This window comes from Streptomyces violaceorubidus, from assembly GCF_000717995.1.
GTDB lineage: Bacteria > Actinomycetota > Actinomycetes > Streptomycetales > Streptomycetaceae > Streptomyces > Streptomyces violaceorubidus.
Genome location: NZ_JODM01000004.1, coordinates 72,113 through 98,363 on the forward strand (window position 1 = coordinate 72,113; position 26,251 = coordinate 98,363).

Here is a 26,251-nt window from a genome sequence, read left to right on the forward strand (position 1 = left end):
CGGCACGGAGTACGGAGTTCTCATGGCCCTGTGGGACCGCTTCAAGGAGTCCGCGTCGCAGATGCAGACGCAGCTCGTGGCGAAGAAGAACGACCTCAAGAGCGGCGCCTTCCGCGACGCGAGCATGGCGATGTGCGCGCTGGTCGCCGCGGCCGACGGCAGCGTCGACCCCTCGGAGCGGCAGCGGGTCGCCCAGCTGATCTCGACCAACGAGGTGCTGCAGAACTTCCCCGCCGACGACCTGCGCCGCCGCTTCGAGAGCAACCTGGACAAGCTGACCGCCGACTTCGCCTTCGGCAAGGTGAGCATCCTCCAGGAGATCGCCAAGGCGAAGAAGAAGCCCGCCGAGGCACGGGCCGTGATCCAGATCGGCATCGTGATCGGCGGCGCCGACGGGGACTTCGACAAGGACGAGCGCGCCGTGGTCCGCGAGGCGTGCTACGCCCTCGACCTGCCCCCGCACGAGTTCGACCTCTGAGCACTCCCGAGCCCCGCGGGCACCGGGCCCGCCGGCCTTGCCGTAGATTCCGGGTGCGGGCCCGTGCCGCGGGCCCGCACCGTACGACCACCAGGGGAGCGCCGTGTTCGGACTCAGCGAGCTCGCGATCATTCTCATCGTCGTCGCGGCCGTCATCGCCGCCAAGAAGCTCCCCGAGCTGACCCGCTCGGCGGGCAAGTCGGCCCGCATCCTCAAGGCCGAGGCCCGCGCCGCGAGGGACGCGGACGAACCGGGTACGCCGCGCGTCATCCAGGGGGAGACGGTCAAGCGCGAGGACCCCGGAACCGGCCCCCGGGACTGAGCCCGGCGGCAACGGACACGGTCGCGTCGCCGTCCTGTCCGGGACAGCCCGGGACCGCCCGGGACCGCCCGGGACCGCCCGGGACCGCCCGGGACCGCCCGGGACCGCCCGGGGCCGCCCGGGGCCGCCCGGGACCAGGACGGGATCAAAACGGGTCCTCCGGTACGGCCGACAGCAGGCTGTGCACGACGGGGCCCGCCGAACCGCCGCCGGTGACGCCCTCCTCGACGACGACGGCGACGGCGACGTTGCCCCGGTGGGCGACGAGCCAGCCGTTGTTGTCCTGGTCGTCGGAGACCTCGGCGGTGCCGGTCTTGGCCCCGATCTCCCCCGGCAGGTCGGCCAGGACGTGCGCGGTGCCGTCGGTGACGGTGGCCCGCATCAGCCCGCGCAGCTGGGTGACGACCTCGTCGGGGAGCGGCTCGGTGCGGGTCCCGTTCTCGTTGCCCGCGGTGACGGACGGCTGGTGGAACCGGCCGGACACCGCGGTGGCCGTCACCGACGCCATGATCAGGGGGTTGGCCTGGACGCGGCCCTGCCCGATCATCGACGCGGCCTTCTCCGTCTCGTCCTTGGGCACCGGCACCGAGCCGTCGTACGTCGGGATGCCGACGTGCCACTCCTGGCCGACCCCGAAGTAGGTGCGCGCGACCTTCCCCAGCTCCCCGTCGTCGAGCTTGCCCCGCAGCCCGATGAAGGCGGTGTTGCAGGACTCGGTGAAGTCCTTGCGGAAGGTGGCTCCGGGGTGCTCGGAGGTCTCCACGTTGTGGAACTCCTTGCCCACGGTCAGGTACTTGGGGCAGTCCACGACGTCGTCGGGCGCGACCGCGTCCTTGAGCAGCAGGGCACTGCTGGTGACGATCTTCCAGGTGGAGCCGGGCGCGTAGGTGCCGGAGGCGGCGCGGTTGAAGCCGGAGGAGGGCGAGTTGGCGAGGGCGAGGACCTCGCCGTTGTCGACGCGCAGGGCGACCAGGGAGGCGTTCTTGCCGTCGGCCCGGCCGAGGGCCCGCTCGGCGGCGGACTGCCAGTCGGCGTCCAGGGTGGTGCGCACGGGCCGGTCCGCGGTGGCCGGGTCGGGCTTCTTGCCAAAGGACGCCTCGGTGCGCACGGTCTCGCCGCTGGCCCGGTCGACCAGCTCGACCGCGCCGCGCGGACCGCCGCCGCCCGCGTCGCCGGCCAGCCGCCCCAGGAGCGGGGCCAGGGACGGGTAGGCGTCGCCCACGAGGGAGACCCCCTGGCGGTCGGTGACCTTCGTCGGGGCGGTCTCCTCGCGTTGAAGGCGGAACTTCTCCGTCTCGCTCAGCCGCGGGTGCACCAGCGACAGCCGCCAGTCCACCTTCCAGCCGCCGTCGCCCTGCTCGCGCAGCGGCAGCCGCGACGCGTACGTCCAGGTGCCCAGGCCGCTGACCGGCATCCGGGCGGTGAAGGGGACGCCGAGGGTGCCGTCCTCTTCCTCCTTCACGCCGTCCTCCGCCGCCGTCAGCTTCGGTTTCTCGATGTCGAGCCCCGCGGTGAAGCTCTGCAGCACCTCCCGCGCCTTGGCGGGATCGGTGGTGCGTCCGGCGGCGTCCGGCAGCCGACCGGCGGCCCAGTCGGCGAGGAACGCGCGCGCCTGCCTCATCGCGGCGGGGTCGGGCCCGTCGTCGCCGCGCGCGAAGGGGCCGAACCCGGCGGCGTACGAGCCGCCCGCGGCGATCGCGAGGACGACGCCCACGGCGGCCACGGCCCGGACACCCTTGCGGGGCCCGCGGCGGCGGGGAGCGGGGGCGGGCGGAGAGGTGGAGTAGGGGGAGGCGGGGTGGGGAGCGTGGGGCATGGGAGGTCCTTGTCGGTCGGTCAGCGGCCGGGGCCGGTGAGGAAGTCGAGGATCGTGTCGGTGGCGTCGAGGGCCTTGCTGACGGGGCCGAACCCCTCGGGCGGCGCGACGGTCGAGCCCGGCCAGGTGTGACCGGCGTCGTCGACGACGAGGAGTTGCACGGTGCCGCCGGGCCGCCGCTCGCCGCCGGGCGCACCGCCCTTGAGCCGCCACACCGTCCGGTCGTAGCCCTTCTCCTCCCGAGTGACCGGCGCGCCCGCGCCCCCGGCCGCCGCGAAGGCGGCCGCGCTGTCCCGGGCGGACCGGGTCGGCAGGATCGGCTCCCCGGGGTCCGGCGGCGGGGAGGGCAGGCCCGCGAGTGGCCGTACGGGGTCGTCGGCGCCGTAGACGACCACGACCGGGACCGGCCCCGTGGGCTGCACCGCGGCCGCCCCCGTGGGAAGTTGGCCGGACACCGAGGCCGCGCCCGCCAGCAGGGTGGGACGCTCGGCGGCCATGCGCAGGGCCATCGAGCCGCCGTTGGAGAACCCGGCGACGTAGACCTGGTCGGGGTCGGCCCGTTCAGTGCGGACCAGGTGCTCGATCAGCGCCTCGGTGAACCGGACGTCCAGGTCCGGGTCCGGGCGCTGCTTCGTCGCCCGGGTGCCCGCGCCCCAGCCGTGGCCGAGGCCCTCGGGAAAGGCGACGAGCATGCCGCGCGCGGTGGCCGCCCGCTCCAACCGGGTCTTGGCACGCAGTTCGGCGGCGTCGGCGCCCCGGCCGTGGAAGGCGATGAGGAGGGGCCTCGGGGCGTCGTCGGTGGCGGCGGAGGCGGGGGCGGGCCGGTGCAGGAGGTACTGGCGGATGTCCCCGTCCACCCGGAGCCGCGCGGAGACCTCCGGCGCCGGGGTGCCCGTACCGCCGGCGGACGGGCCGCTCGCCGCCGGCCCCGCGGTCGGACGGCCGGAGTCGGCGCCGGCGTGCGGACCGGTGGCGCAACCGGCCAGGGGGAGGACGAGGGCGAGGGCGAGCACGCCGGGCCACCGGAGGGCGCGGCGCGCGAGGCGACGGTCACCGCCGGGGTCACTGTCACGGCCGCGGTCACTGTCACAGTCACGGTCACGGCCGCGGTCACTGTCACGGCCGGGGTCACGGTCACGGTCACGGAAGGAACGCATGGCCCGAGGAGAGCAACCGCTCCGAGTCCCTGTCCAAGACCGATATGAATGTCGGATCGATCAATCACCAATATGATTACTGGTCGTGGACCTGGTGCGGCACCTGGAGTGCTTCGTGGCTGTTGCAGAAGAGTCACACTTCGGGCGTGCCGCCGCCCGGCTCGGCATGGCCCAGCCGCCCCTGTCGCAGCGCATCCAACGGCTGGAGAAGGAGCTGGGCGTCCGGCTCTTCGAGCGCTCCAGCCGCCACGTGACGATCACCGAGGCGGGCACGCTGCTGCTCGCCGAGGCCCGTGAGCTGCTGGCCCGCGCCGAGGCGCTGCGGACCGCCGCGCGCCGCATCCGGGACGGCGAGAGCGGCCTGCTGCGCGCCGCCCTGTCCCCCGACATCTCCGGCGAGACGGTCGCCGCCCTGCTGGCCGACTTCCGCCACCGGCACGCGGGGCTGGAACTGGAGCTGCACGAGCTGACCACCGCCCAGCAGCTCGCCGGGTTCGCCGCCCACGAACTGGACGTCGGCCTCATCCACCACCCCTGCGACGTCACGGGACTGGAGCTGGGCCCGGTGCTCCGCCGCGACCTCGGCGTCCTGCTGCCGCGCGGCGCGCCCCAGACGCGGCTGGACGAGGTGCCGCTCGCCGCCCTCACCGGCTACGACCTGGTCCTCTTCCCGCGCGCCGACGCCCCCGCCGTCTACGACGACCTGCTCACCGCCTGCGCCCGGGGCGGCTACACGCCCGCCGCGGTACGGCACGGCCAGGGGGCCAGCTTCGTCCGCGGCCTGGTCCTGTCGTCCGGGGCCGTCGCGCTCGGCCCCCGCGACACCCGGCTCGTGGCCCCCGGCGACCAGGACCTGGTCTGGCGTCCGCTGGCCGGGGCGCCGCCCGCCTGGCGGCACTCCGCGGCCTGGCCCAAGGGGCGCGGCGACGCCGCCGTCGGCGCCTTCGCGGACGCGGCCACCCACGCGCTGCGCACCACGGCGGGCGCCCACTCCGAGACGCCCGCCCGGCCCCTGCACCTGCGCCCGGCATCGGAGTACTGGCTATGACCGGCCCCACCACCCCCCGCCACCGCCCGGCACCGGACGGCGCCCTCCGGACGACCTCCACGCGCGCCGGAGCGCGCGCCGGAGCTCGCGACGCGGCGGACGCCCGGCCCACGGGTTCCCACTCGGCACCGGAGGCCCGGTCATGACCGAGAACGCCACCGCCGCACGGCTGGACGCGGCCTTCGCCGAGGCCGGGGTGACCGGGTGGCTGCACGCCGTGGACATCGACTCGGGGGCGCAGGTCGGGGCCGGGGCGGACCAGCCGGTCTGCACGGCCAGCGTCCACAAGGTGTGCGTACTGGTGGCGCTGCACGAACTGGCGGCGGCCGGGGAGCTTGAACTCACCGAGCAGGTCGAGTGCCCGCCCACCGGACGCACCCCGGGGCCCACCGGGCTCGCGGCCATGCTCGACCCGGCCCGGCTGTCGCTGCGCGACGCCGCCTACCTGATGATGTCCGTCAGCGACAACACCGCCGCCGACCTGCTGCTGCGCCGGGTCGGCCTGGACGCCGTCAACCGCGCCACGGCCCGGCTCGGCCTCACCCGGACGCGCGCGGTGTACGGCTTCGGCGAGATGCTGGGCACCATGCGCGAGGACGCCGGGCCCGACGGTGCCCGGGCGCTGACCGACCCGCACGTCATCACCCGGCTGCGCGCCCTGGACCCGGCCCGCACCAACCGCAGCACCCCCCGCGACATGACCCGCCTGCTCGGCGCCCTGTGGCGGGACGAGACCTGCCCGCCCGAGTACGGTGCCGCGATGCGCCGGATCATGGGTCTCCAGGTGTGGCCGCACCGCCTGGCCTCGGGCTTCCCCTTCGACGACGTGCACGTGGCCGGCAAGACCGGCAGCCTGCCGACCCTGCGCAACGAGGTCGGCGTCGTCGAATACCCCGACGGGGGCCGCTACGCCGTGGCCGTCTTCACGCGCACCGCCCACACGGCGGCCGTGCTCCCGGCGGCGGACGCGGTGATCGGCACCGCGGCCCGGATCGCGGTGGAGGCCCTGCGCGCACCCTGACGGCCGGGGCCCGCGTCATCCCGCGTCATCCCGCGTTGTCGCGCCAGCGCCCGCCGCTGGGCGCCGAGTCGAAACGGGTCGACGCCGAGCCGTTGCCGCTGAAGTCGTTACCGGAGACCCGGCCGCCCGTCCAGGTGGCCTCGGGCGCGATCCACACGGCGTGGACCTGGGTGCGGGGGTGCCCGTCGTCCCGGACGCGGTTGCCGTGCACGTACGGGTGGGTCACGGCCGCGGCGGCGGTGAGACCGGCGCGCGGGGCCGGGGAGTCCGGGAGGCGGTAGGCGGTGCCGGGCGCGGGGGTGCCGTCGGGCCAGGCGGTGTCCGTGCCGGGGCGCACGGGGGCGAGGGTGAGGCGGGTGGCGGTGTTGTCGGTGACCACGGCGGTGACCGGGACGGTGGCCTGGACGGCGACCGGGACGGTGGCCTCGGCGGTGACCGGGGCGGTGGCCTGGACGGTGACCTCGGCGGTGGTTCCGGTCGTGGCGTCGGTCGTGGCGACGGTCGTGGCGTCGGTCGGGGCCTCTGTCCCCTCCGGGCCGCCGCCGACCGTCAGTTCCTTGCCGCGGTGGCCGCCCGGGAGCCAGTCGGCCCGCTCGTCGGTCAGCGAGAGCGGCCCGCAGCGCACGCCCTCCCCGCCCCCTCGCGTCGGTGGCGCGGCCCGGCGGCCGTTGCCGCGGATCCGGTTGCCGAAGATCGCGGGCTCGTGCAGCGGGGCGTCGAGGCGGATGCCGTCCAGCGCGTTGTCGTGGATGTCGTTCGACTCCAGGACGATGTCCGTGGCGGGCTCCTGGTCGCCGCCGGTCAGGTTGTGCTGCCAGTAGCCGTACCGCCCGTTGTTGCTCACCCGGTTGCCGTGGAAGCCGTACGGCCCCGGGGTGTTGCCCAGTGCGATCCCGTCCCCCGCGTTGCCGTCGATCACGCACCCGGTGACGAGGCCGCCGCGCCCGCCGACGCTCGTCGTGCCCTGCGCCGACACGTCGAACCCGGCGACGTGGTTGCCGAGCATCGTGCAGCCGGTGACCAGGAGGCCGTCGGCGCCCCAGTCGGAGATGCCGTAGCGGTTGTCCTCGGTGTGGCAGGCGGTGACGCGGATGCCGCGCGGCGGGACCCACTCCTCCTGCTGGAGTTCGAGGAAGATGCCGTTGGTGCCGTTGCCGCGCGCGGTGCAGCCGGTCACCGCCAGCCGTTCGACCGGCCCCCACCCGCCGACCCCGATCCCGATGCCCGCGCCGCCCATCTTCCCGCCGGGGTCCTGGCGCCCGCACCGCTCGGTCAGCACCCCCTCCACCACCGTGTCCTGGAGGAAGTCGCACCCGAAGCCGGTGGCGGCGGTGTCGTGGATGTACAGGTCGCTGAAGCGCCCGCGCAGCACGTACTGGAGCCCCAGCCCCTTGGCCAGTACCTCGTACTCCTCGGTCACCACCCCCCGTCCGTCGATCTCGAAGTGGGCGAAGGTGACGTCCGCGATGTGGTGGTCCCGCCCCGCGCCGTGCTGCGCGGTGGTGAACCAGGCCAGGGGCACCGGCCGGGCGGGGGCGCCCGGGTTGGCGAGGGCGAAGCACGTGGCGCCGCGTCCGGCACCGACCAGCGAGACGCCGCTGCGCCAGAGGACCGGCTCGTCGCGGATCACGTACCGCCCGGCCGGCACGCGGACCGTGCGCGGCCGGCCGTCCTCGGCGGTGGCGTCGCCCAGCGCGTCCACCAGCCTCTGCAGGGCCGGCCGGTCGTCGGCGGTGCCGTCCCCGACCAGGCCGTACTCATGCGCGTGGGCCGTCAACGGCGCGCTCATGGGCTGCTCCTTCCACCGGTGACGCGGAAGGGACGGCGGCCCGAGGCGGGCACCGCCCCGTGCCGCCCGGGTACCAGCCACCGGCCCTTCCCAACCGCGCGTTCGATCAGTCGAACAAATGTGGGGACATATCAGGCGCTTTATCCCATTTGGGGGTGCATAATCAGAACATGAGTACGGGAACGTATGTAGTGCTGGCCGCGCCTTCGGGCGGGCTCAAGGTGACGGTGGTCTTCATCATCGGGCTGGTGATCGCCGGCGGGTTGATCTGGGCCGTACGCACGGGCATGCGGGTCATGGACCGGGAGCCCGACCGCCCCCGCGCCGACGAACAGCCGCACCTCCCGGCCACCGGGGCCGTCCGCGAGGAGCGGGAGATGCGCGAACCCGACGAGATCCCGCTGAACAACGACGGGAGCCCGCGGCTCATGCCCTACGAACTGCACCACTCGGGCAGCCGCCGCGGCGACGACCAGAAGCGGCGCCGCTGGCTGCCGGGGTCGAGCGGAGCCTTCGGCAGCGGTGGGCCGGGACACGTCTGAGACCGTGGACGACGCCGTCGCCGGTGCCTTCACGGACGAGGTCTACGCGGCCCGCATGGACCGCACCGCGTACGCGGCCGCCACCCTCGGGCTCGCCGGTGTGCTGGTCACCCCCGGGGCCGACCTGGTGTGGCTGTGCGGCTACCGGCCCACCGCCCCAGCCGAACGCCTCACCCTCCTCGTCCTGACCGCCACCTCCCAGCCCAGGCTGCTGGTGCCCGCGGTCGACCGCCCCACCGCCGAGGCGGCCCCCGGCGCGGGCGCGATACGGGTGTCCGACTGGTGGGAGGGCCAGGACGCCTACGCCGCCGCGGCCGGGCTGCTGCGCCCGCACGGACGGTACGCCGTCTCCGACGCGACCTGGGCGCTGCACCTGCTCTGCCTCCAGGCGTCCCTGCCGCTGGCCACCTACCAGCCGCTGTCCGTCGTGCTGCCGATGCGGCGCGCGGTGAAGGACGAGCACGAGGTGGCCCGGTTGACGGCCGCCGCGGCGGCGGCGGACGCCGCCTATGAGGAGGTCCTCGGGCTGCGCTTCGGCGGGCGCAGCGAGCGCGAGGTGGCCGCCGACCTGACCGGGCTGCTGCGCGCGCACGGCCGCAGCCGGGTCGACTTCACGGTCGTCGGCGCCGGACCGCACGCCGCCGACCCGCACCACCGGCCCGGGGACCGGGTCATCGGCGACGGCGACATGGTCGTCCTGGACTTCGGCGGCCTGCGGGACGGCTACGGCTTCGACATCGCCCGCACCGTCCACGTCGGGGCGCCGACGGACGAGGAGCGCCGGGTCCACGAGACCGTCCGGGCGGCCCAGCGGGCGGCCTTCGCGGCGGTGCGGCCCGGGGTGTCCTGCCAGGACGTCGACCGGGCGGCCCGCGCGGTGATCGAGGAGGCCGGTCACGCCGGGCACGTCGCGCCCCGCACCGGCCACGGCGTCGGCGTGACCACCCACGAGCCGCCCTATCTGGGCGAGGGCGAGGAACAGCCCCTCGAACCGGGGATGTGCTTCTCCATCGAGCCCGGCATCCACCTCCCGGACCGCTTCGGCGTCCGCATCGAGGACGTCGTGACCTGCACGGAGGACGGGGGCCGACGCCTCAACACCACCTCGCACGAGCTGGCGATCGTGCACTGAGCGCACCATCCCCGGCCCCCGGCCCCCTGGCCCTGCGTTCCGCGCCCCGCACACCCGGGGCCACCACACTCACTGGCCCCGCACCGGGTGCCCCGCACGCCGGACCCGCGCTCCGCACCCCGCACCCCGCGCCCCGCACCCTCATGCTCTGCAACCCCGGACCCCGCGCACCGCGCAACCCCGCACCGCCCCTCCGCCATCCCCTTCGCGCGCCATCCCTTTCGCGCAAGCGCTCCCACCGACCTCGGTCGCGACGCCGGACTGTCCCGGCGCGCTGACCGCCGACCGCTGACCGCCGACCGCCGACCGGAAGGCCGAGGTCCCGGCGCGGGCGCCCCGCGCTTCGGCGCGCTGGGCTCGGCCACCGGACGCGAAAGCCCCGCCGAAGACGCACGCCCCCGGGCACGCCCCGGCGCGCCGCGCCCGACGCCGTGGGCGTACGCGCCCGGCGCCGGGGCGTGGGGATTCGAGCGCCCCCGCGTAGGGTCACCGCGTCGGCGTCCCCGCGAAGGACAAGGAGCCCCCGCCGTGAGCACCGCACCCGAGCAGCAGCAGCCCATTCCGGTGATCATCGACTGCGACACCGGCATCGACGACGCCCTGGCCCTGCTGCTGGCGGTCCGCCACCCGCGGCTGGACCTGCGCGCGGTCACCTGCGTGGCCGGGAACACCGATGTGGCCGGGGTCGTACGGAACACGCTGACCGTGCTGGAACGGGCCGGGGCCCCGCACGTCCCCGTCGCCCGGGGTGCCGAGCGGCCGCTGATCGAGGGCGTGCGCACCGCGCGGCACGTGCACGGGGCCGACGGCATGGGCGACCTCGGGCTGCCCGCGCCCACCCGCACCCCCGCCGACGTGGACGCGGTGACACTGCTGCGCCGGGAGATCCTCGCCTCCCCGCGCCCGGTCACCCTGATCCCCACCGCGCCGCTGACCAACATCGCGCTGCTGCTGCGCACCCACCCCGAGGTCACCCGCAACATCGAGCGGATCGTGTTCATGGGCGGCGCGGTGGCCACCGGGAACGCGACGCCGGTCGCCGAGTTCAACGTGTGGCACGACCCGGAGGCCGCCGCGATCCTGCTCACCGCGGGGGTGCCGATCACGATGTACGGGCTGGACGTGTTCGAGCGGGTGATCGTGCCGGGACCGGACGTCCGGCGGCTGCGCGCGAGCGCCGAGCCCGGCACCCGGCTCGCCGGGGAACTGCTCGCCCACCGCGGCCCGGCCACCGACGCCACCGACCCCGGCGGTGGGCTGGGCGACGCGGGCGCGGTCTGCGCGGTGATCGACCCGGCGGGCCTGACCACGCACCGGCTGCCCGTCGAGGTGTCGCTGGCCCCCGGCCCGTCCCGCGGCCAGACCCTCGTCGACCGCCGGCTGCGCGTCGGCGAGTCCGAACTGCACGACGGCATGCGCCAACAGCCCCTCGTCGACGTGGCCCTGGACGTGGACGTGGCCCGGTACGTGGAGCTGTACCTGGGCACGGTCGAGCGCACGGAAGCGTAGTCACCGGCGCGTCGCGGGCGCAGGCGTTCGCTTTTCGGGTGATCTGGACAGACGTACCAGATCAGTTCGTGTCGCCCGCACGTACCGACTCGGCATCTCGAAGGAGGCCGCGTGACCGTACGCAGCACCGCCAGCACCCCCGATCTGTCGTCCAAGGACCCCGACTGGTGGCGGCAGGCCGTCATCTACCAGGTCTACCCCCGCAGTTTCGCCGACGCCGACGGCGACGGGCTCGGGGACCTGCGCGGCGTCACCCAGCGGCTGACCCACCTGGCCGCCCTGGGCGTCGACGCCCTGTGGCTCAGCCCCTTCTACCCCTCCGAACTCGCCGACGGCGGCTACGACGTCGACGACTACCGCGACGTCGACCCGCGCCTGGGCACGCTGGACGACTTCGACGCGATGGCCGCGGAGGCCCACCGGCTGGGCCTGAAGGTGATCGTCGACCTGGTTCCCAACCACACCTCGCACCGCCACGCCTGGTTCCGGGAGGCGCTGGAGGCCGGTCCCGGTTCCGCCGCCCGCGACCGCTACGTCTTCCGGGACGGCCGCGGCGCGCACGGCGAACTCCCGCCCACCGACTGGCAGTCCGTCTTCGGCGGCAGCGCCTGGCAGCGGGTGCCCGACGGACAGTGGTACCTGCACCTCTTCGCACCCCAGCAGCCCGACCTGAACTGGGAGAACGAACAGGTCCGCGCCGACTTCCGCACCACGCTGAGGTTCTGGTGCGACCGGGGCGTCGACGGCTTCCGCGTCGACGTCGCGCACGCGCTGGTCAAGGACCTCACCGAGCCGCTGCGCGACCTCGGCTCCCCCGAGCTGAGCGGCGAGGCGGCCCTGACCCGATTCGCGCCGGGCACCCACCCCTTCTACGACCGCGACGAGGTCCACGAGGTCTACCGCGACTGGCGCAAGATCCTCGACGCCTACACCCCGCCCCGCACGGCCGTCGCCGAGGCCTGGGTCCCGGGCCCCCGGCGTGTGCTGTACGCCCGCCCGGACGAACTCGGCCAGGCCTTCAACTTCGAGTACCTCCAGACCGGCTGGGACGCCGCCGAGCTGCGCGAGGTCATCACCGGCTCGCTGGCCGACGCGCGGGCCGCCGGCGCCTCGGCGACCTGGGTGCTGTCCAACCACGACGTCGTCCGGCACGCCACCCGCCTGGTCCTGCCGCCGGACACGGACACCGACGCCTGGCTGCTGTCCGGCGGCCACGCACCCCCCGTCGACGCGGCGGCCGGACTGCGCCGGGCCCGCGCGGCGACGCTGCTGATGCTGGCGCTGCCCGGCTCGGCGTACCTCTACCAGGGCGAGGAGCTGGGGCTGCCCGAGGTGGCCGACCTGCCCACCGAGGTCCTCCAGGACCCGATCTGGGAGCAGACCGGCCACGTCCGCAAGGGCCGCGACGGCTGCCGGGTGCCGCTGCCCTGGACGACGGAGGGACCCTCGTACGGCTTCGGCGCGGGCGCGGCGTGGCTGCCGCAGCCACCGGGCTTCGCGGCGTACGCCGTCCAGGCCCAGGACGGGGTGGCGGGCTCGACCCTGGAGCTGTACCGCACGGCCCTGCGCCTGCGCCGCAAGCTGCTCGACGGCGAGGCGCTGACCTGGTCGGACGACGTCCCGGCGGGCGTGCTGCGGTTCGACCGCTCGGAGGGCTGGCGCTGTGTCACCAACCTCTCCGGCCGGACGGTGGACCTCCCGGCCGGAGAGGTGCTGCTGAGCAGCGCGCCGCTGGAGGACGGCCGGCTGGGCCCGGACACGACGGTGTGGCTCGGCCTGTAGCGGGTCCGCGCGGCCGTCGGGTGCTCTCACCCGGACGGCCGCGCTCGCTGGTGGCGCGGCGGGGACGGTGGTGCGGTGGAGGGGTGACCGATCCTGAACGGCGCCGGTCGCACCGGCCCTCCAGGAGGCACCGATGCAGCACGCCCCCGCCGTCCTCCCGTCGCCCGCCCCCGCCGTCCTCCCGTCGCCCGCCCCCGCCGCCCGCCCGCTGCTCGGCGCCGCGCTCGCGGTGGTGCTGGCGCTGACGGCGACCGCCCTGTGCCGCCGGCGGGCTACAGCGGCGGCTGGGCGGGCGCAGGTCCCAGGGTGGTCGTGCCGGGCGCGGTGCGGTGGCCGAGGCCGGTGCGGTACGCGTCCAGGGCCGCCTCCACGCGGCCGGTGCGGCGCAGCAGGTCGCCCAGGAGCCGGCACAGGTCGGCCAGGTCACCGGCGGCCCCGGCCCGCTCCAGCAGGCTCAGCGCCCGGACGTAGTGCTCCTCGGCGGCCTCGGTGTCCCGGGCGTCCTCGGCGATGATGCCGAGCAGCCGGTGCGCGCCCGCGGAGTGCACGGCGCCGCGCTCCGAGGAGAGGTCGTCGAGGACGCCGTGCAGCAGTTCGGCGGCCTCCTCGGACTTGCCGCGCCGGTGCAGCACGTCGGCCAGTTCGACGGCGACCTGGCTGCTGTAGAGGGCGGCGCGGGTGGCCGACAGCATGCCGAGCGCCTCGCGCATCTCCGCCTCCGCGCGCGGGAGTTCGCCGTTCTGCGCGCAGACGTAGCCGCGCATCCAGTGGCAGTTGGCCAGCTCGGTGCGCAGTTGCAGCGTGCGGTACAGCTCGGCCGCCTTGGCGAGCGAGGCGTCGGCGTCGGCGAGGCGGCCCTCGGCGAGCAGGGTGCGGGCGACGGAGCGGTGCATACGGGCCACCAGAGCGGGGTCCCCGGCGCTGGGGGCGAGGGAGAGGGCCAGTTCGGCGGCCTGGGCGGCGCGCGCGTGGGCGCCCATGTCCATGTACGGGCCGATCGCGCTGGCGTAGAGCAGCAGCAGCGCGTCGGGGTCGTGCAGGCCGCCGCGGTTCAACTCGTCGAGGGTGGACTCCAGCAGGTAGACGGCGTAGCGGAGTTCACCGGCGAGGTAGTGGGAGAGCGCCCGTCCGCGCAGCGCGGGGACCCGGGCGGGCAGCGGGGCGCCGGCGTCCACGAGGCACTGCTCGGCCCGCTCGAAGTACTGCCGTCCGGCGGCCAGTTCGCCGGTCTCCACGGCGCACTCCCCGAGTCCGAGCAGCGCGGCGGCCCGCTCCTCGGCCAGCTCGTACGCCTCGGCCTCGGCGAGCAGTCCCGCGTACTGGTCGGCCGCCTGTTCGGCGCCCTCGGTGGCGAGGGTGCGCTGCGCCTCGGTGAGCCGGAGCCGCAGGTCGGTGGCGAGGTGGGCGGGGCGTCCGGTGGCCAGCTCCTCGTAGCCGACGCCGAGCCGGTCGGCGAGGTGGCGCAGCGCCTCGTCGGAGGGGCGGACGCGACCGGCCTCCAGGGTGGAGATGTAGGCCGGTGTGTACGCCGGTTCCGCCAACTGGCGCTGGGTCATCCCGCGTTCGGCCCGCAGCCGTTGCACCCGGCGTCCGATGGCGTTTCGGTCGTCACGGTCGCCCACTGCCAACTCCCCATGAGGCTCTTGCCGTTCGGCTCGGACGGCTCTAGGTTAAACCGCGTATTAAGCGCGCTTAACCGTGCTTGACACAATCCCTGATTCCGCAGAGGACACCGTGCCCCCACGCTCCCGCACCGCCGAACGTTACGCCAGAGCCCTCGCCGCCGCCCTCGCCGCCGTGGCCTGCCTGCTGCTGGCCGCGAACGCGGGCCCCTCGGACACGCCACCGACCCCCGCCCCGGCCCCCGACGCCGCCCGGCAGGCGGACGAACTGGCCTCCGCGGGCGGCTAGACCCGACGGCCCGACGGCGGAGACCCCACGACTGAGTCCCCCTCACGGCCGAGTCCCCACGACCGAGCCCCCCTCACGACCCAGCGCCCACGACCGAGCCCCCACGACCCAGCGTCCACGACCGAGCCCCCTCACGGCCGAGAGCCCCGACAGCGTGCCCCTCCCCGGGGCACCCACCGGAGGGCGTGCGCTCAGCCCTGGGTCTGGAGGCGGCTCAGTTCGCGCTGGACGTGGTCCAGGGCACCCTCTCGGCGGCCGGGTACGCGACCGCGCAGCAGGGCGAGGGACGCGCCCAGTTCGCGGGCCCGGCCGGTGTCGCGGATCAGCCCCCACTGGTGGTGGGCCCGGTCGACGGCCGCCTCCACGGCGGGCGCCTGCGCGGGCTGCCCGGCGCCGAGCCGGGCCTCGGCCACCGTCAGCCAGGTCCGGCAGCTGCGCACCGGGTCCCCCGCGAACATCGCCAGGTCGGCCCGGACCTCGGTCCAGTGCAGCGCGTCCTCGGAGGCGGGCCCGCGCGCCTGGGCCGCGGCCCGCTCGTGCCGGGCGGCGAGCGCGTCGGCGTCACCGTGCCGCCCGGACCGCACGGCCGCGGCGATGACGGCGTGCGGGTCGCCCGCCACCGGCCCCGGGGCCGTCAGCACCAGGTCCGCGCCGGCCACCGCGCCGCTGTCCGCGGCGTCGGCCGCGGCCCGGGCCAGCGCCTGCTGGTGCAGTTCCTCCGGCGCCGGCCGGTGCCCGCTGCGCAGGATCGTCGCCACGCCCCGCATGTACGAGGGGACGGCCACCGTCCGCCGTGCGGGCGGCGGCGCGACGCGGCCGTACACCGCGTTGTTGCGCCCGGAGTCCAACGGGCTGGTCCGCAGCCACTCCCAGGTCTCCCGGTCGGCGTGCAGGTCGAGCAGCAGCGTCGTCGCGCCGCTCGGCCGCAGCCGCAGCTCCTCGCGGATCCAGTGCCAGGGCAGCGCGGTGTACCGGACGGTCGACGGCGTCGTGCGGGCCAGCGCCAGGTGCGGCAGACGCTGGCGCCGGTCCAGTTGCAGCTGCCCGGCGACGTACACCGTGAGGGGTCCGGGGGCCGCCGCCGCGGCCCGCAGCCGGGTGAGGACCGCCTGCGGCTCCAGCGGGTCGGCGAGTTCGACGACGTTGGCCGTGTCCGTGCCGGAGAGCACGGCGGGCGGCACCGCCGCGAGCACGGGGAGCACGGAGGCGGCGTCCACCAGGCACCCACGGCCCACGGGCGACGCCGCGAGCAGCAGCACGGTTCCGGGCATGTCCCCTCCCCCTGTCGATCAGGTACGGCAGCACCGTAACCGCTGCGACTGCGAAGCGGGGCACTCAGCCGTCGGCGGCGGGATCCTGACCGGCCGGTGTCCGCCGTACCGCGAAGACCGTGGTGTCGTCGGCCACCCGCCCCCGGCAGTGCCGCAGCGTGCCGTCCCGTACGAGGGCCACCAGCCGCGCGGGGTCGGCGCTGCGCGCGTCGGCGGCGACGGCCCGGGCGAGGTCGTCGGCCGGCCGGTAGAAGACCCCGGCCGGATCGCGGGCCTCGGTCACCCCGTCGGTGACCAGCAGCAGTGTCTCGTCCGCGGCCAGCCGCAGCCGGTGCACCGGGGGCACGGGCGGCGCCCCGGACCGGCCGCCGGACACCAGTTCGGCCATGCCCAGCGGCAGCCCGCCCACCACCGGCAGCACGCGCACGCCGCGGGGGCCGATCGCCATCGGGGGATCGTGGCCGAAGACGACGGCCTCCATCGCGTCCGGCAGACCGGGCGGGAAGCCGATCAGCACCGCGGTGGCGAACCGGTCGCCGTCGGACCGGCCGAGCGCCGCGGTGTGCCCGCGGTGGCGCACCATCCGGACCTCCAGGCGCTCGGCAACCGTCGCGAGGTCCGCCTCGTGGTAGGCGGCCTCGCGGAAGGTGCCGAGCAGCGCCGCGGCCGTCTCCACCGCGCCCAGCCCCTTGCCCTGCACGTCGCCGACGAGGACCCGGGTGCCGTGCGGTCCGGGCTGGATGTCGTAGAAGTCGCCGCCGACGCGGGCCTCGCTGTCCGCGGCGAGGTAGACGGCGGCGTGGTCGAGGCCGCCGAAGCCGACCGGGAGCGGACGCAGCACGGTGCGGCGGGTGGTGTCGGCGATGTCCCGCATGTGCAGCATCCGCCGCTCGCCGTCCACCCGGAACCCGGCCGCCGCCACGGCGATGGCACCGCCGAGGACGACCAGGACCAGTCCGGGCAGCCCGGTCTCCTCACGGTGCTGCCAGACGGTGTCGGCACAGACGTAGACGAGGAGCGCGAGCAGGGCGAAGACGGCCGTGCCCGCCACCCCGCACATCGCGGCGGCGACGCCCGGGACCAGCACGGTCCAGGAGATGATCTCGAAGGCGCCGGTGGTGACGTCGCCCGCGGCGATGCCGATGAGCAGCAGCAGCGGGAACACCCAGGCCACCGTGCGACCGCGCACACTGAGCAGTTCGTGCCGGGACACGGCGTCGCCCCGGCCGACGGCGCGCACGAGCCGTCCGAGCGGCCGCCATCGGGCGCGCACCGGGCTGCGGACACGACCCCTCACGGGCCCCAGCGAAGCACGCGGCCGACCGGCCCGCATCCCGAGTTGCCGGCCGGCGGACCCAGGTGTGCCCTGGTAGACGGGGGCAGACGGGGCGAGGCGAGAGGAGTGCTCCCATGGCTCACGCGATACCCGCACGCGAAACGTCCACCGGCGCCGGGACCCGCACCGGAACGGGCGCGTCCGGTCCCACGACGCCCAACGTCTTCGGCAGGCGGACGCACCTGCTGGCGAAGTGGGCGATGCCCCTCGCGATCGGCCTGGTCTACGGCTACTGGGCCGCGTCCATCCGCCGCCACGGCGGCCCCATCACCGGCTGGAACCTGCTGTTCGGCTTCATGACGGTGCTCGCCTTCGCGCTCCTGTGGTACGCGGTCCGGGCGGTGGCCGACCGGCTGCCCCGCGAGGGCCACGCGGTGCTGTGGGGGGCCTTCGCGGGCAGCGCGCTGGGCTTCCTGTACTCGGGCAGCGGCGTGGCCATGTTCACCAGCATCCTGGTGTCCCTGCTGCTCGCGGCGGCGGTGACGGCCGGGCTGTACTACCACTACGCCACCCACCAGGACGCCGAGGAGGCGCGGGCGGCCCGGCACCGCACCCGCGCCCTCACCCGCACCACCTGACCGGCTCGTCCCCGGGGGCCATATGCAGTCACACCGGTCGCCCGGCGGGGGCACGGGGGTTTGCCTGGAAGGGTGTTCCCCCGCCTTCGGAGCGCCCTGTCGGCCGTCCTGATCGTCCTCGCCAGCCTGCTCGCACCGTGCGCCACGCTGGCGGGCTGGGCGATGCACGGGCCGGCCGACACGGACCGGTACGTGGCGGCCATGGCCCCGCTCGCCGACGACCCGGCCGTACGGGACGCCGCCGCCGACAGACTGGGCGCCGGGTTCGCGGGATACGTCGACGGGGCCGCGGCCGGGCCCGTGAACGGCACCGTGCGGCTCTTCGTGCGGGACGCGGCCCGGTCGTTCACCCGCACCGAGGCCTTCCACGAGGGCTGGGACGCGGCCAACCGCACCGTCCACGCCGCCGTGCTGCGCGCCCTGCGCGACGACGACGCGGCCGGACGCGCGGTCACCGCCGACCTGGCCCCCGTCACCGAACGCGTGAGGGACCGGCTCGCCGAGGACCACGTGCCCTTCGCCCGGCGCATCCCGGTCCGGCACATCGCGGTCACCGTGCTCCCGGCCCACGAGGCGGACCGGCTCAGGAAGGGCTACCACGTGCTCGACGTCGCCGCCCTCTGGCTGCCGCTGGCGGCCGTCGTCTTCGCGGTCACCGGCATCACCGTCGCCGCCTGCCGCCGCCGCGCCGTCACGGCCGCCGGGATCGGCACCGCCCTCGGCGGGGCGCTGCTCGCCCTCTCCGTGCTGGTCGGCCGCCGGCTCACGGTCGCGGAGCTCCCCGGCCCGGTGAACGGCCCCGCCGCGGGCGCCGTGTACGACGCCCTCACCCGGACCCTGCGCACCGCCTCCTGGCTCCTCGTCGCCCTCGGCCTCACCGTCGCGCTGGCCTCCTGGCTCGTGGGCCGCCACCGTCGGGCGCCGCGCCGCCGGTCCCCCGACCGGCCCGCCGCCGAACCGGGCCCCGCCCGGCCGACGCGCACCCGGCTCTGACACCGCCCGGCGGCGGGGCCCCTCCCACGGTCTCTGCGTTGCGCCCGCTCAGACGCCGATGTCGCGGCCGTCCGCGCGCCACACCGCCACGACCGCCGGGCGCACGATCTTCCCGGGTCCGTCGGGCCAGGTGCTGGCCGGCCGCTCCACGGAGGCGCCGTCGACCTCGCCCGGGTGCTGCACCGCGACCAGCACCCGCCGGTCCTGCACGAGCGGACCGCAGGTCTCGGCGCCGGTCGGCACGGTCAGGAACTGCTTCAGCTCACCGCGCCGGTCGCCCTTGGTCGCCACGCCGAACAGCCCGTCATGGCTGCCGAGCGCGTTGCCGTCGGTGGAGATCCACAGGTTGCCGTGGTCGTCAAAGGCGACGTTGTCGGGGCAGGAGATCGGGCTGACCCGGTCCTTGGGGAAGCCCGCGAAGTAGGTCGCCGGGTCCTCCGGGTCACCCGCGACGAGGAACAGCGACCAGCCGAACGCGGTGGCGTCGGCCCGGTTGCGGCGCTCGGTCAGCTCCAGGACGTGACCGTGCTTGTTGGCGTTGCGCGGGTTGGCCTCGTCGGGACCCGCGTAGCCGCTCTTGCCCCGGTTGGAGTTGTTGGTGAGGGCGACGTACACCTTGCCGGTGCTCGGCGAGGGCTCGATGTCCTCGGGCCGGTCCATCTTGGTGGCGCCGACCTTGTCCCCGGCGAGCCGCGTGAAGACGCACACCTCCTCGGCGCTCATCCCCTCGACGTGCGAGACGGCACCGTCCTCGGTGGCGGTCACCAGCGGAATCCACTCGCCGGCGCCGTCGAACTCACCGTCGCGCGGCAGCGTGCCCGTGCCGTCGATCTCGATCGCCGGGGAGTCGCCGCTGAGCCTGGCGACGTACAGGGTGCCCTCGTCCAGCAGCGAGAGGTTGTGCTCACGGGCCCAGCGGGAGTTCCCCTGCCGCATCCGCTTGCTGCCGACGAACTTGTAGAAGTAGTCGAACCGCTCGTCGTCGCCGGTGTAGACGACCGGCCGCCCGTCGTCCGTCAGCCGCACGGTCGCGGCCTCGTGCTTGAACCGGCCGAGCAGCGTGTGCTTGCGCGGGGTCGAGTCGGGGTCGTACGGGTCGAGTTCGACGACGTACCCGAACCGGTGCACCTCGTTCGGCTCCCGCGCCACGTCGAACCGCTTGTCGAACCGCTCCCACTTCCGCTCGGTGGCGCCGGTCCCGATCCCGTACCGCTTGTCGGTGGCGCGGGAGGCGTTGGCGAAGTACTGGTTGAAGTTCTCCTCGCCGTGCAGGGTCGTGCCCCACGGGGTGGTGCCGCCGGAGCAGTTGTTGAGGGTGCCGAGCACCTTGCGGCCGGTGCGGTCGGCGGAGGTCTTCACCAGGTCGGACCCGGCGGCCGGGCCGGTCAGCCGGAACTCGCTGGTGGCGGTGACGCGCCGGTTCAGCCGGTGCCGCGGGACGGGCGTGAGCCGCCCGCTCCTCTTCTCCTCCGCCACGGCGACGACGGACAGCCCGTGCGCGGCCCAGGCGATCTCGACCTGCTCGCGGGTGGGGTTCTCGGGGTCGTAGCCGCGGAACATGAGCACCTCGTCGGTGTACTCGTGGTTCGCGACGAGCAGTTGCCGGTCGTGCTCGCCCCGCAGCGGCAGCAGGGCGAGGAAGTCGTTGTTGTACCCGAACTGCCCGGCCTGCGCCTTGGCGGTCTGCTTCTCGGCGTCGAAGGCGGGCGCCCCGCGCAGGATGGGTTCACCCCAACGGATGACGACCTCCTGCCGGTACCCCTCCGGGACGGTCACCGCGTCGTCGGTGTTGGGCGCGACGGGCGTGAAGCGCAGCCCCCGCGCGCCCTGCGCCCCGGACGGCTTGCCGTGCCCCTTTCCGGCCGCGGGCGCGGCCTCGGCCGACGGCGCCCCCGCCAGGCCGACGGCCCCGGCGCCCGCGGCGGCGACGGTCACGACGGCGGCGGCACGCATCATGGAACGGCGGCTGAGCGCCCCGGCGATGACATCGCCGACGTACTCGTTGGAGCTGGTGTTCGGCACCTCGTGGAAGCAGGCGTCACCACACCGGAAACGGCAGGTCATCGCGGACCGGCCGCCAGGATGCGAACCGGACGGCGTCCCGATCAACGGCAGGAGCTTGCGCACTGTGTTCTCCCCTTGAGAATCCCTGTATGCCCTGGTGTCAGCGCGACCGTAGGTGCACATACGTGCGGGGACCGGGCGTCGCGGTGAACGAAGGGTGAACCCGCGGAAGCCGTGGGGGAATGGCGGCTTCGTCTCGATCCCGCCTTGACGCGTCGCCGCCCGCGTGCCAGACCCTGCACAAGATCACAAGCCGGGCCCGCTAACCTTACGTGTCCGTCCTGGCCAGGGATTGACGGCACCAACTCACTCGAAGGGTTGCGCACATGGGCATTCTCACTCTCCTGCGGAACGCGTTCGGCCGGTCACGCAAGGAACGGACCGCACAGGCGGAGGGTGCGACGCAGGAGACGGCACCGCCGGCCATCGAGCCGGAGCCGACGCTCCCGTCCCAGCCCACCGCACCCCCGGAGCCGGCCGAGACCCCGGCCCAGCCGGAGTCCTCCCGGATCCCCGAGCCCCGCTCGGAACCCACCCCCGACGAGCACGACCTCGTCAAGGCCGCCTTCACCAACGTCACGGTCCCCAAGCCGACGAACCGCCCCACGGACCCCACTCCGCCCCCGACCCCCGAGCCCGAGGCCAAGGCCGAGCCGGAAGCCAAGGCCGAGCCGGAGCTGCGGTCCGAGGCGGAACCCGAGCCGGAGCAGCAAGCCCAGGCGGAACCCGAAGCCAAGCCTGCATCCGAGACCAAGCCGGAGCCGAAGCCGGAGGCCGAGGCTAAGCCGGAGCCGGAGGCCGAGGCTAAGCCGGAGCCGGAGGCCGAGGCTAAGCCGGAGCCGGAGGCCGAGGCTAAGCCGGAGCCGAAAGCGGAGGCCGAGGCTAAGCCGGAGCCGAAAGCGGAGGCCGAGGCTAAGCCGGAGACCAAGACAAAGCCCGAAACCGAGCCCGTGCCCGCGGCTGAGCCGAAGCCGGAGGCCAAGGCCCAGGCGGAACCCGAAGCGGAAGCGGAGCCGGAGGCCCAGACGGACCCCGAAGCCGAGGATGAGCCGGAGACCGGGACAAAGCCCGAAACCGAGCCCGCGTCCAAGGCCGAGGCTGAGCCGGAGGCAGAGGCAGAGGCAGAGGCAGAGGCGGAAGCGGAGCCGGCGACCAAGGCGGAGCTTGAGCCGAAGGCCGAGCCGGAGCCGAAGGCCGAGCCGGAGGCCGAGCCGGAGCCGAAGGCCGAGCCGGAGCCGGAGGCCAAGGTGGAGCCGAAGCCGGAACAGCAGGCCGAGGCGGAGCCGAAGGCTCAGGCGGAGCAGCAGGCGGACCCGGAGGCGGACCCGGAGGCGGACCCGGAGGCCGAGGCGGAGCCGAAGGCCACCCCCGCACCCTCGGCCGCCGACGGCGAGGACGCCCCACAGGGGCCACCCGCACCCGACAACGAAACCGGCACGGGCGGTGCGGGTGGGAACACGGACGCCGAAGGCGCAGCCGAGGCGTCACACCCCGCAACAACCGCCGCCCACCTCCGCACCCAGGCCCCCACCCTCACCGCCGCCTACAAGGCCGCCGCCACCACCCTCAAGAAGCACGACCTCACCGGCGCCCGCGCCAAGGTCCACCTCGTCCTCGACCGCTCCGCCTCCATGCGCCCGTACTACAAGGACGGCTCCGCCCAGGCCCTCGCCGAGCAGACCCTCGCGCTCGCCGCGCACCTCGACCCCGAGGCCACGGTCCACGTCACGTTCTTCTCCACGGAAGTGGACGGCACCGGCGACCTGACCCTCACCGACCACGAGAACAAGATCGACGAGCTGCACGCAGCGCTCGGCCGCATGGGCCGCACCAGCTACCACGCCGCCGTCGAGGCAGTCCTCGCCCACCACACCGAGCACGCACCCCCCGGTACCCCCGCCCTCGTGGTCTTCCAGACGGACGGCGCCCCCGACGCCAAGACCCCGGCCACCCAGGCCCTCACGGACGCCGCCGCGAGCCACCCGAACGTCCACTTCTCCTTCGTCGCCTTCGGTGACCCGGAGAACAAGGCCTTCGACTACCTCCGCAAGCTCAAGACGGGCAACGCCTCCCACTTCCTGGCCGGCGAGACCCCGAAGGAGCTGACCGACAAGGAGCTGTACGAGGGCGTACTGGCCACCTGGCGCCCGTAGCCGGACACGGCAGCCGAGCTGTCGGCCCCTCGGGGGGTGGACGAAGGGGAAGCCCTCCGTCCACCCCCCGAAACGCGTGTGAGTCGATCTCCACGAGCCCAGTAGGATTTCGCCCATGGCGGCCACTGGAACCGAGAAGCAGGGGGCGAAGGCGTACTACGTCTCGACCCCCATCTACTACGTCAACGACGCTCCTCACCTGGGCCACGCCTATACGACCGTCGCAGGCGACGTGCTCACCCGCTGGCACCGCCAGCGCGGCGAGAAGGTGTGGTACCTCACCGGCACGGACGAGCACGGTCAGAAGATCATGCGCACGGCCGAGGCCAACGGGGTCACCCCGCAGGCCTGGGCCGACAAGCTCGTCACCGAGGCCTGGAAGCCCCTGTGGGAGCACCTGGAGATCGCGAACGACGACTTCATCCGCACCACGCAGAAGCGGCACACCGACCGCGTCCAGGAGTTCGTGCAGGACCTGTACGACAAGGGCGAGATCTACAAGGGCGGCTACGAGGGCCCGTACTGCGTGGGCTGCGAGGAGTACAAGCTCCCCGGCGAGCTGCTCGACGGCGAGGGCGAGTACGCGGGCCAGAAGCTGTGCCCGATCCACAAGAAGCCGGTGGAGATCCTCAGCGAGGAGAACTACTTCTTCAAGCTGAGCGAGTACAGCGAGAAGCTGCTCGCCCACTACGAGGCCAACCCGGGCTTCATCCAGCCCGAGTCCGCGCGCAACGAGGTCGTGAATTTCGTCCGCCAGGGCCTCCAGGACCTCTCCATCTCCCGCTCGACCTTCGACTGGGGCGTGCCGGTCCCGTGGGACGACAAGCACGTCATCTACGTGTGGGTCGACGCCCTGCTGAACTACGCCACCGCGGTCGGGTACAACGAGAACCCCGAGAAGTTCGAGTCGACGTTCCCCGCCGACGTGCACCTGGTCGGCAAGGACATCCTCCGCTTCCACGCGATCATCTGGCCCGCGATGCTGATGGCTCAGGGCCTGCCCCTGCCCGGGAAGATCGCCGCGAACGGCTGGCTGATGGTCGGCGGCGAGAAGATGTCGAAGTCCAACCTGACCGGCATCAAGCCGCAGGACCTGACCACGCACTTCGGTGTGGACGCCTACCGCTGGTACTTCCTGCGCGCGATCGCCTTCGGCCAGGACGGCAGCTTCTCCTGGGAGGACTTCTCCGCCCGCTACACCAGCGAGCTGGCCAACGACTACGGCAACCTCGCCTCCCGTGTGGCGGCCATGGTCACCAAGTACTTCGGGGGCGAGCTGCCGGCCGCGACGGCCGACGGGGACGCGGAGAAGGCGATCCACGACGGTCTGACCAAGGCCGTCACGGAGGCCGACCGGAAGATCGGCGAGGAGCTGGACTTCCAGGGCGGGATCCTGGCGGTCTTCGACTTCGTCAAGCAGGTCAACGGCTACATCACCGAGCAGGAGCCCTGGAAGGTCGCGAAGGACGACTCCCCGGAGGGCAAGGCCCGCCTGGCGACGATCCTCTACACGGCCGCGGAAGCGCTCCGCGCCGTGGCGGTCCTCCTGAACCCGATCATGCCGGACACCTCCCAGAAGCTCTGGGACTCCCTCGGCGCCGAGCCCTCCCTCGGCCCCCTCGCGGACCAGCGGGTCCAGGACGCCGCAGACTGGGGCCGGCTGCCCGCCGGTGCGACCGTCACCAAGGGCGCGGTGCTCTTCCCGCGTCTCGAGGAGAAGCCGACCGCGTAACGCGCTCGCTACAGCGGGGGCCCGGGAGAGGCGAAGGCTTCTCCCGGGCCCTGCGTGTTTGCGAAGATCGAACGAAGAACCGGCTCACGTGGGGGGACATCCATGGCACTCTTCGGCAACGCGCACAGCATCGACCCGGGCCAGGCGCAGCAGGAGTACGCGCGCCTGCTCGGTCACGGCGAGCAGGTGCACGCCGCCTACCTGCTGATCCGCGACACCATCCTGTTCACCGACCGGCGGCTGATCCTGGTCGACAAGCAGGGCATCACCGGCAAGAAGACCGAGTACCACTCGATCCCGTACCGCAGCATCACGCACTTCGCGGTGGAGACGGCCGGTCACTTCGACCTCGACGCCGAACTGAAGATCTGGCTGTCCGGCTCCCAGGCCCCCATCCAGAAGACCTTCACCAAGGGCGTCGACATCTACGAGGTCCAGGCGATCCTGACCCAGTTCGTGGCGCGCTAGACCCGCGCCCGGCCGTCAGCTGTCGGCCGCGTACGCCACGAAGCCTGCCCACGCCTGCGTCGCCAACGCGAGGCGTGGGCTCGCGTCGCGGTACTTGGAATCACGGACGTGCACGGTGCCGGGGCCGGCGGCCACCTCGACGCAGTCGTTTCCGTCGCCGCTGCTGCTGTAGCTGCTCCTGAGCCACACCAGCGCGGAGTCGTCCCTGGTGGACGGTGTGCCGCTCATGTTTCTCCAAGCATCTGCTCGATGAACGCCCGCGACTCCCGGGGCGTGAGCGCCTGGGCCCGGACCATGCTATAGCGCAGGTCAAGGATGCGAATCTGCTTCGGATCGGTTACCGGTCGCCCGCTGAACGCCCCTTCGGAGCGACCGACCGCCGTGCCGTCCGGAAACTTCAACACCTCGATCAGCCCGCCCGTGCCGAAGTGATCCTCGACCTCCGTCGGCATCACTTGGACCGACACGTTCCGCAACTCACCCAGCTCCAGCAACCGTTCAAGCTGCCGACGCCACACCATTCTGCCCCCGACCGGGCGTCGAAGCGTCACCTCTTCCTGGACGAAGCTGATCGTCGGCGCGGGTGACCTCTCGAAGATGGAACGGCGAGCCATGCGGGCGGCCACCATGCGCTCCGTCTCCTCGTCCGAGTAGGCAGGCAACCACGCGTCGAAGAGCGCCCGCATGTGCTCCTCGGTCTGCAACAGGCCGTGGACGTTGTGATTGCTGTACAGCCCCGCCTCAACCGCCTGCGACTCCAACTTGGCGATCTCCCGCACCCTCTTCGGATACCGGACCTTCGCCACGTCCTCCTTCATCGCGGCGAGCAGCCCACCCGCGCCCAACACCTCGTCGGCCATGTCCAGATACTCCGGCCGGGGAATCCGCTTCCCACCCTCGATCTTGTAGACGAGATCCTCGCCGTACCCCACGGCCTGGCCGAACTCACCGGCCCGCATCCCCACGGCCTCCCGGCGCAGCTTCAACTGCCGCCCCACGGTGGCGACCACCGCCACACCCCACTCGTCGTCCGGGTCCACCTCCCACCCCGGCTCGTCAGCCTCGGTCCTGAGCTGCCGAACCTCACCGTCGACCGACAGGCGCACCCCTCCGTCGTACCGCGTCGTACCAGCCACGCCCTACCCCTAC

General features: G+C 74.1%; 23 protein-coding genes. 14 read left to right on the plus strand and 9 right to left on the minus strand.

Annotation, left to right across the window (positions count from 1 at the left end; translation table 11 throughout):
• Positions 1-22 precede the first annotated feature (22 nt).
• Together IE94_RS0108510 and IE94_RS0108515 are read left to right on the plus strand one after the other, a co-directional pair.
• Positions 23-478 (plus strand): tellurite resistance TerB family protein, encoded by a 456-nt coding sequence (locus tag IE94_RS0108510; protein WP_030180542.1) that lies wholly within the window; start codon positions 23-25, stop codon positions 476-478.
• Between the two features lie 103 nt (positions 479-581).
• Positions 582-800: a Sec-independent protein translocase subunit TatA/TatB gene (locus tag IE94_RS0108515; RefSeq protein ID WP_030180545.1), complete on the plus strand. Its 219-nt coding sequence runs from the start codon at positions 582-584 to the stop codon at positions 798-800.
• A gap of 145 nt (positions 801-945) precedes the next feature.
• Here IE94_RS0108515 and IE94_RS0108520 read toward each other — a convergent pair whose 3' ends face one another.
• Together IE94_RS0108520 and IE94_RS0108525 are read right to left on the minus strand one after the other, a co-directional pair.
• Positions 946-2,616: a penicillin-binding transpeptidase domain-containing protein gene (locus tag IE94_RS0108520; RefSeq protein ID WP_030180547.1), complete on the minus strand. Its 1,671-nt coding sequence runs from the start codon at positions 2,614-2,616 to the stop codon at positions 946-948.
• Positions 2,617-2,636: 20 nt separating this feature from the next.
• Positions 2,637-3,629 carry a CE1 family esterase gene (locus IE94_RS0108525; protein ID WP_051777382.1) on the minus strand — a complete coding sequence of 331 codons (993 nt, stop codon included), beginning with the start codon at positions 3,627-3,629 and terminating at the stop codon, positions 2,637-2,639.
• A 259-nt stretch (positions 3,630-3,888) separates the two neighbouring features.
• On the opposite strand from IE94_RS0108525, the gene IE94_RS0108530 reads away from it, so the two are divergent.
• Together IE94_RS0108530 and IE94_RS0108535 are read left to right on the plus strand one after the other, a co-directional pair.
• A complete protein-coding gene (locus tag IE94_RS0108530; RefSeq protein WP_245235201.1) occupies positions 3,889-4,821 on the plus strand; it encodes a LysR family transcriptional regulator in 933 nt (310 codons plus the stop codon).
• Between the two features lie 142 nt (positions 4,822-4,963).
• Positions 4,964-5,842: a serine hydrolase gene (locus IE94_RS0108535; RefSeq protein WP_030180555.1), complete on the plus strand. Its 879-nt coding sequence runs from the start codon at positions 4,964-4,966 to the stop codon at positions 5,840-5,842.
• Positions 5,843-5,867: 25 nt separating this feature from the next.
• Here the strand turns inward: IE94_RS0108535 and IE94_RS35310 are convergent, their stop codons facing one another.
• A complete protein-coding gene (locus tag IE94_RS35310) occupies positions 5,868-7,712 on the minus strand; it encodes a right-handed parallel beta-helix repeat-containing protein (RefSeq protein ID WP_037922173.1) in 1,845 nt (614 codons plus the stop codon).
• 89 nt (positions 7,713-7,801) lie between these two features.
• Here IE94_RS35310 and IE94_RS0108545 point away from each other — a divergent pair, with 89 nt between their 5' ends.
• From IE94_RS0108545 to IE94_RS0108560, 4 genes are all read left to right on the plus strand, one after another.
• Positions 7,802-8,173 (plus strand): DUF6479 family protein, encoded by a 372-nt coding sequence (locus IE94_RS0108545; RefSeq protein WP_030180560.1) that lies wholly within the window; start codon positions 7,802-7,804, stop codon positions 8,171-8,173.
• A gap of 4 nt (positions 8,174-8,177) precedes the next feature.
• Entirely contained in the window at positions 8,178-9,305 is a 1,128-nt protein-coding gene (locus IE94_RS0108550; RefSeq protein ID WP_030180563.1) for a M24 family metallopeptidase, read from the plus strand.
• 528 nt (positions 9,306-9,833) lie between these two features.
• Positions 9,834-10,814 (plus strand): nucleoside hydrolase, encoded by a 981-nt coding sequence (locus tag IE94_RS0108555; protein ID WP_030180566.1) that lies wholly within the window; start codon positions 9,834-9,836, stop codon positions 10,812-10,814.
• Between the two features lie 111 nt (positions 10,815-10,925).
• Complete coding sequence (locus tag IE94_RS0108560) at positions 10,926-12,596, plus strand: glycoside hydrolase family 13 protein (protein WP_030180569.1); 1,671 nt, start codon at positions 10,926-10,928, stop codon at positions 12,594-12,596.
• 272 nt (positions 12,597-12,868) lie between these two features.
• On the opposite strand, the gene IE94_RS0108565 is transcribed toward IE94_RS0108560, so the two are convergent.
• Positions 12,869-14,218, minus strand: coding sequence for a helix-turn-helix domain-containing protein (locus IE94_RS0108565; RefSeq protein ID WP_030180572.1), 1,350 nt, complete (start codon positions 14,216-14,218; stop codon positions 12,869-12,871).
• A gap of 112 nt (positions 14,219-14,330) precedes the next feature.
• On the opposite strand from IE94_RS0108565, the gene IE94_RS39040 reads away from it, so the two are divergent.
• Positions 14,331-14,507 carry a hypothetical protein gene (locus IE94_RS39040; protein WP_037922175.1) on the plus strand — a complete coding sequence of 59 codons (177 nt, stop codon included), beginning with the start codon at positions 14,331-14,333 and terminating at the stop codon, positions 14,505-14,507.
• 191 nt (positions 14,508-14,698) lie between these two features.
• Here the strand turns inward: IE94_RS39040 and IE94_RS0108575 are convergent, their stop codons facing one another.
• A complete protein-coding gene (locus IE94_RS0108575; protein ID WP_030180575.1) occupies positions 14,699-15,778 on the minus strand; it encodes a hypothetical protein in 1,080 nt (359 codons plus the stop codon).
• A gap of 64 nt (positions 15,779-15,842) precedes the next feature.
• The gene (locus tag IE94_RS0108580) at positions 15,843-17,111 is read right to left on the minus strand and encodes a PP2C family protein-serine/threonine phosphatase (protein WP_078606431.1); all 1,269 of its coding nucleotides are present in this window, start codon (positions 17,109-17,111) and stop codon (positions 15,843-15,845) included.
• 77 nt (positions 17,112-17,188) lie between these two features.
• On the opposite strand from IE94_RS0108580, the gene IE94_RS0108585 reads away from it, so the two are divergent.
• A complete protein-coding gene (locus tag IE94_RS0108585) occupies positions 17,189-17,692 on the plus strand; it encodes a hypothetical protein (protein WP_030180585.1) in 504 nt (167 codons plus the stop codon).
• Between the two features lie 72 nt (positions 17,693-17,764).
• Positions 17,765-18,685 (plus strand): hypothetical protein, encoded by a 921-nt coding sequence (locus IE94_RS0108590; RefSeq protein ID WP_037922179.1) that lies wholly within the window; start codon positions 17,765-17,767, stop codon positions 18,683-18,685.
• Between the two features lie 48 nt (positions 18,686-18,733).
• On the opposite strand, the gene IE94_RS0108595 is transcribed toward IE94_RS0108590, so the two are convergent.
• On the minus strand, positions 18,734-20,812 hold the full coding sequence (locus IE94_RS0108595; RefSeq protein WP_030180589.1) for a PhoX family protein: 2,079 nt from the start codon (positions 20,810-20,812) through the stop codon (positions 18,734-18,736).
• A gap of 263 nt (positions 20,813-21,075) precedes the next feature.
• Here IE94_RS0108595 and IE94_RS0108600 point away from each other — a divergent pair, with 263 nt between their 5' ends.
• From IE94_RS0108600 to IE94_RS0108610, 3 genes are all read left to right on the plus strand, one after another.
• The gene (locus tag IE94_RS0108600; protein WP_030180592.1) at positions 21,076-22,902 is read left to right on the plus strand and encodes a VWA domain-containing protein; all 1,827 of its coding nucleotides are present in this window, start codon (positions 21,076-21,078) and stop codon (positions 22,900-22,902) included.
• 115 nt (positions 22,903-23,017) lie between these two features.
• Entirely contained in the window at positions 23,018-24,634 is a 1,617-nt protein-coding gene (gene metG / locus IE94_RS0108605; protein ID WP_030180595.1) for a methionine--tRNA ligase, read from the plus strand.
• A 102-nt stretch (positions 24,635-24,736) separates the two neighbouring features.
• On the plus strand, positions 24,737-25,102 hold the full coding sequence (locus tag IE94_RS0108610) for a PH domain-containing protein (RefSeq protein ID WP_030180598.1): 366 nt from the start codon (positions 24,737-24,739) through the stop codon (positions 25,100-25,102).
• Between the two features lie 15 nt (positions 25,103-25,117).
• Here IE94_RS0108610 and IE94_RS0108615 read toward each other — a convergent pair whose 3' ends face one another.
• Together IE94_RS0108615 and IE94_RS0108620 are read right to left on the minus strand one after the other, a co-directional pair.
• On the minus strand, positions 25,118-25,330 hold the full coding sequence (locus tag IE94_RS0108615; RefSeq protein WP_030180600.1) for a DUF397 domain-containing protein: 213 nt from the start codon (positions 25,328-25,330) through the stop codon (positions 25,118-25,120).
• Entirely contained in the window at positions 25,327-26,202 is an 876-nt protein-coding gene (locus IE94_RS0108620) for a helix-turn-helix domain-containing protein (RefSeq protein ID WP_030180602.1), read from the minus strand. Before IE94_RS0108620 ends, IE94_RS0108615 begins: the two co-directional genes overlap by 4 nt.
• Positions 26,203-26,251: the final 49 nt, after the last annotated feature.

Excerpts from the sequence above, each read along its gene's own strand:
- IE94_RS0108545 (WP_030180560.1), top strand. The coding sequence starts at position 7,802 with ATGAGTACGGGAACGTATGTAGTGCTGGCCGCGCCTTCGGGCGGGCTC.
- IE94_RS0108510 (WP_030180542.1), top strand. The coding sequence starts at position 23 with ATGGCCCTGTGGGACCGCTTCAAGGAGTCCGCGTCGCAGATGCAGACG.
- IE94_RS0108600 (WP_030180592.1), top strand. The coding sequence starts at position 21,076 with ATGGGCATTCTCACTCTCCTGCGGAACGCGTTCGGCCGGTCACGCAAG.
- IE94_RS0108520 (WP_030180547.1), bottom strand. The coding sequence starts at position 2,616 with ATGCCCCACGCTCCCCACCCCGCCTCCCCCTACTCCACCTCTCCGCCC.
- IE94_RS0108610 (WP_030180598.1), top strand. The coding sequence starts at position 24,737 with ATGGCACTCTTCGGCAACGCGCACAGCATCGACCCGGGCCAGGCGCAG.
- metG (WP_030180595.1), top strand. The coding sequence starts at position 23,018 with ATGGCGGCCACTGGAACCGAGAAGCAGGGGGCGAAGGCGTACTACGTC.
- IE94_RS0108580 (WP_078606431.1), bottom strand. The coding sequence starts at position 17,111 with ATGCGGGCCGGTCGGCCGCGTGCTTCGCTGGGGCCCGTGAGGGGTCGT.
- IE94_RS0108535 (WP_030180555.1), top strand. The coding sequence starts at position 4,964 with ATGACCGAGAACGCCACCGCCGCACGGCTGGACGCGGCCTTCGCCGAG.
- IE94_RS0108615 (WP_030180600.1), bottom strand. The coding sequence starts at position 25,330 with ATGAGCGGCACACCGTCCACCAGGGACGACTCCGCGCTGGTGTGGCTC.
- IE94_RS0108585 (WP_030180585.1), top strand. The coding sequence starts at position 17,189 with ATGGCTCACGCGATACCCGCACGCGAAACGTCCACCGGCGCCGGGACC.
- IE94_RS0108575 (WP_030180575.1), bottom strand. The coding sequence starts at position 15,778 with ATGCCCGGAACCGTGCTGCTGCTCGCGGCGTCGCCCGTGGGCCGTGGG.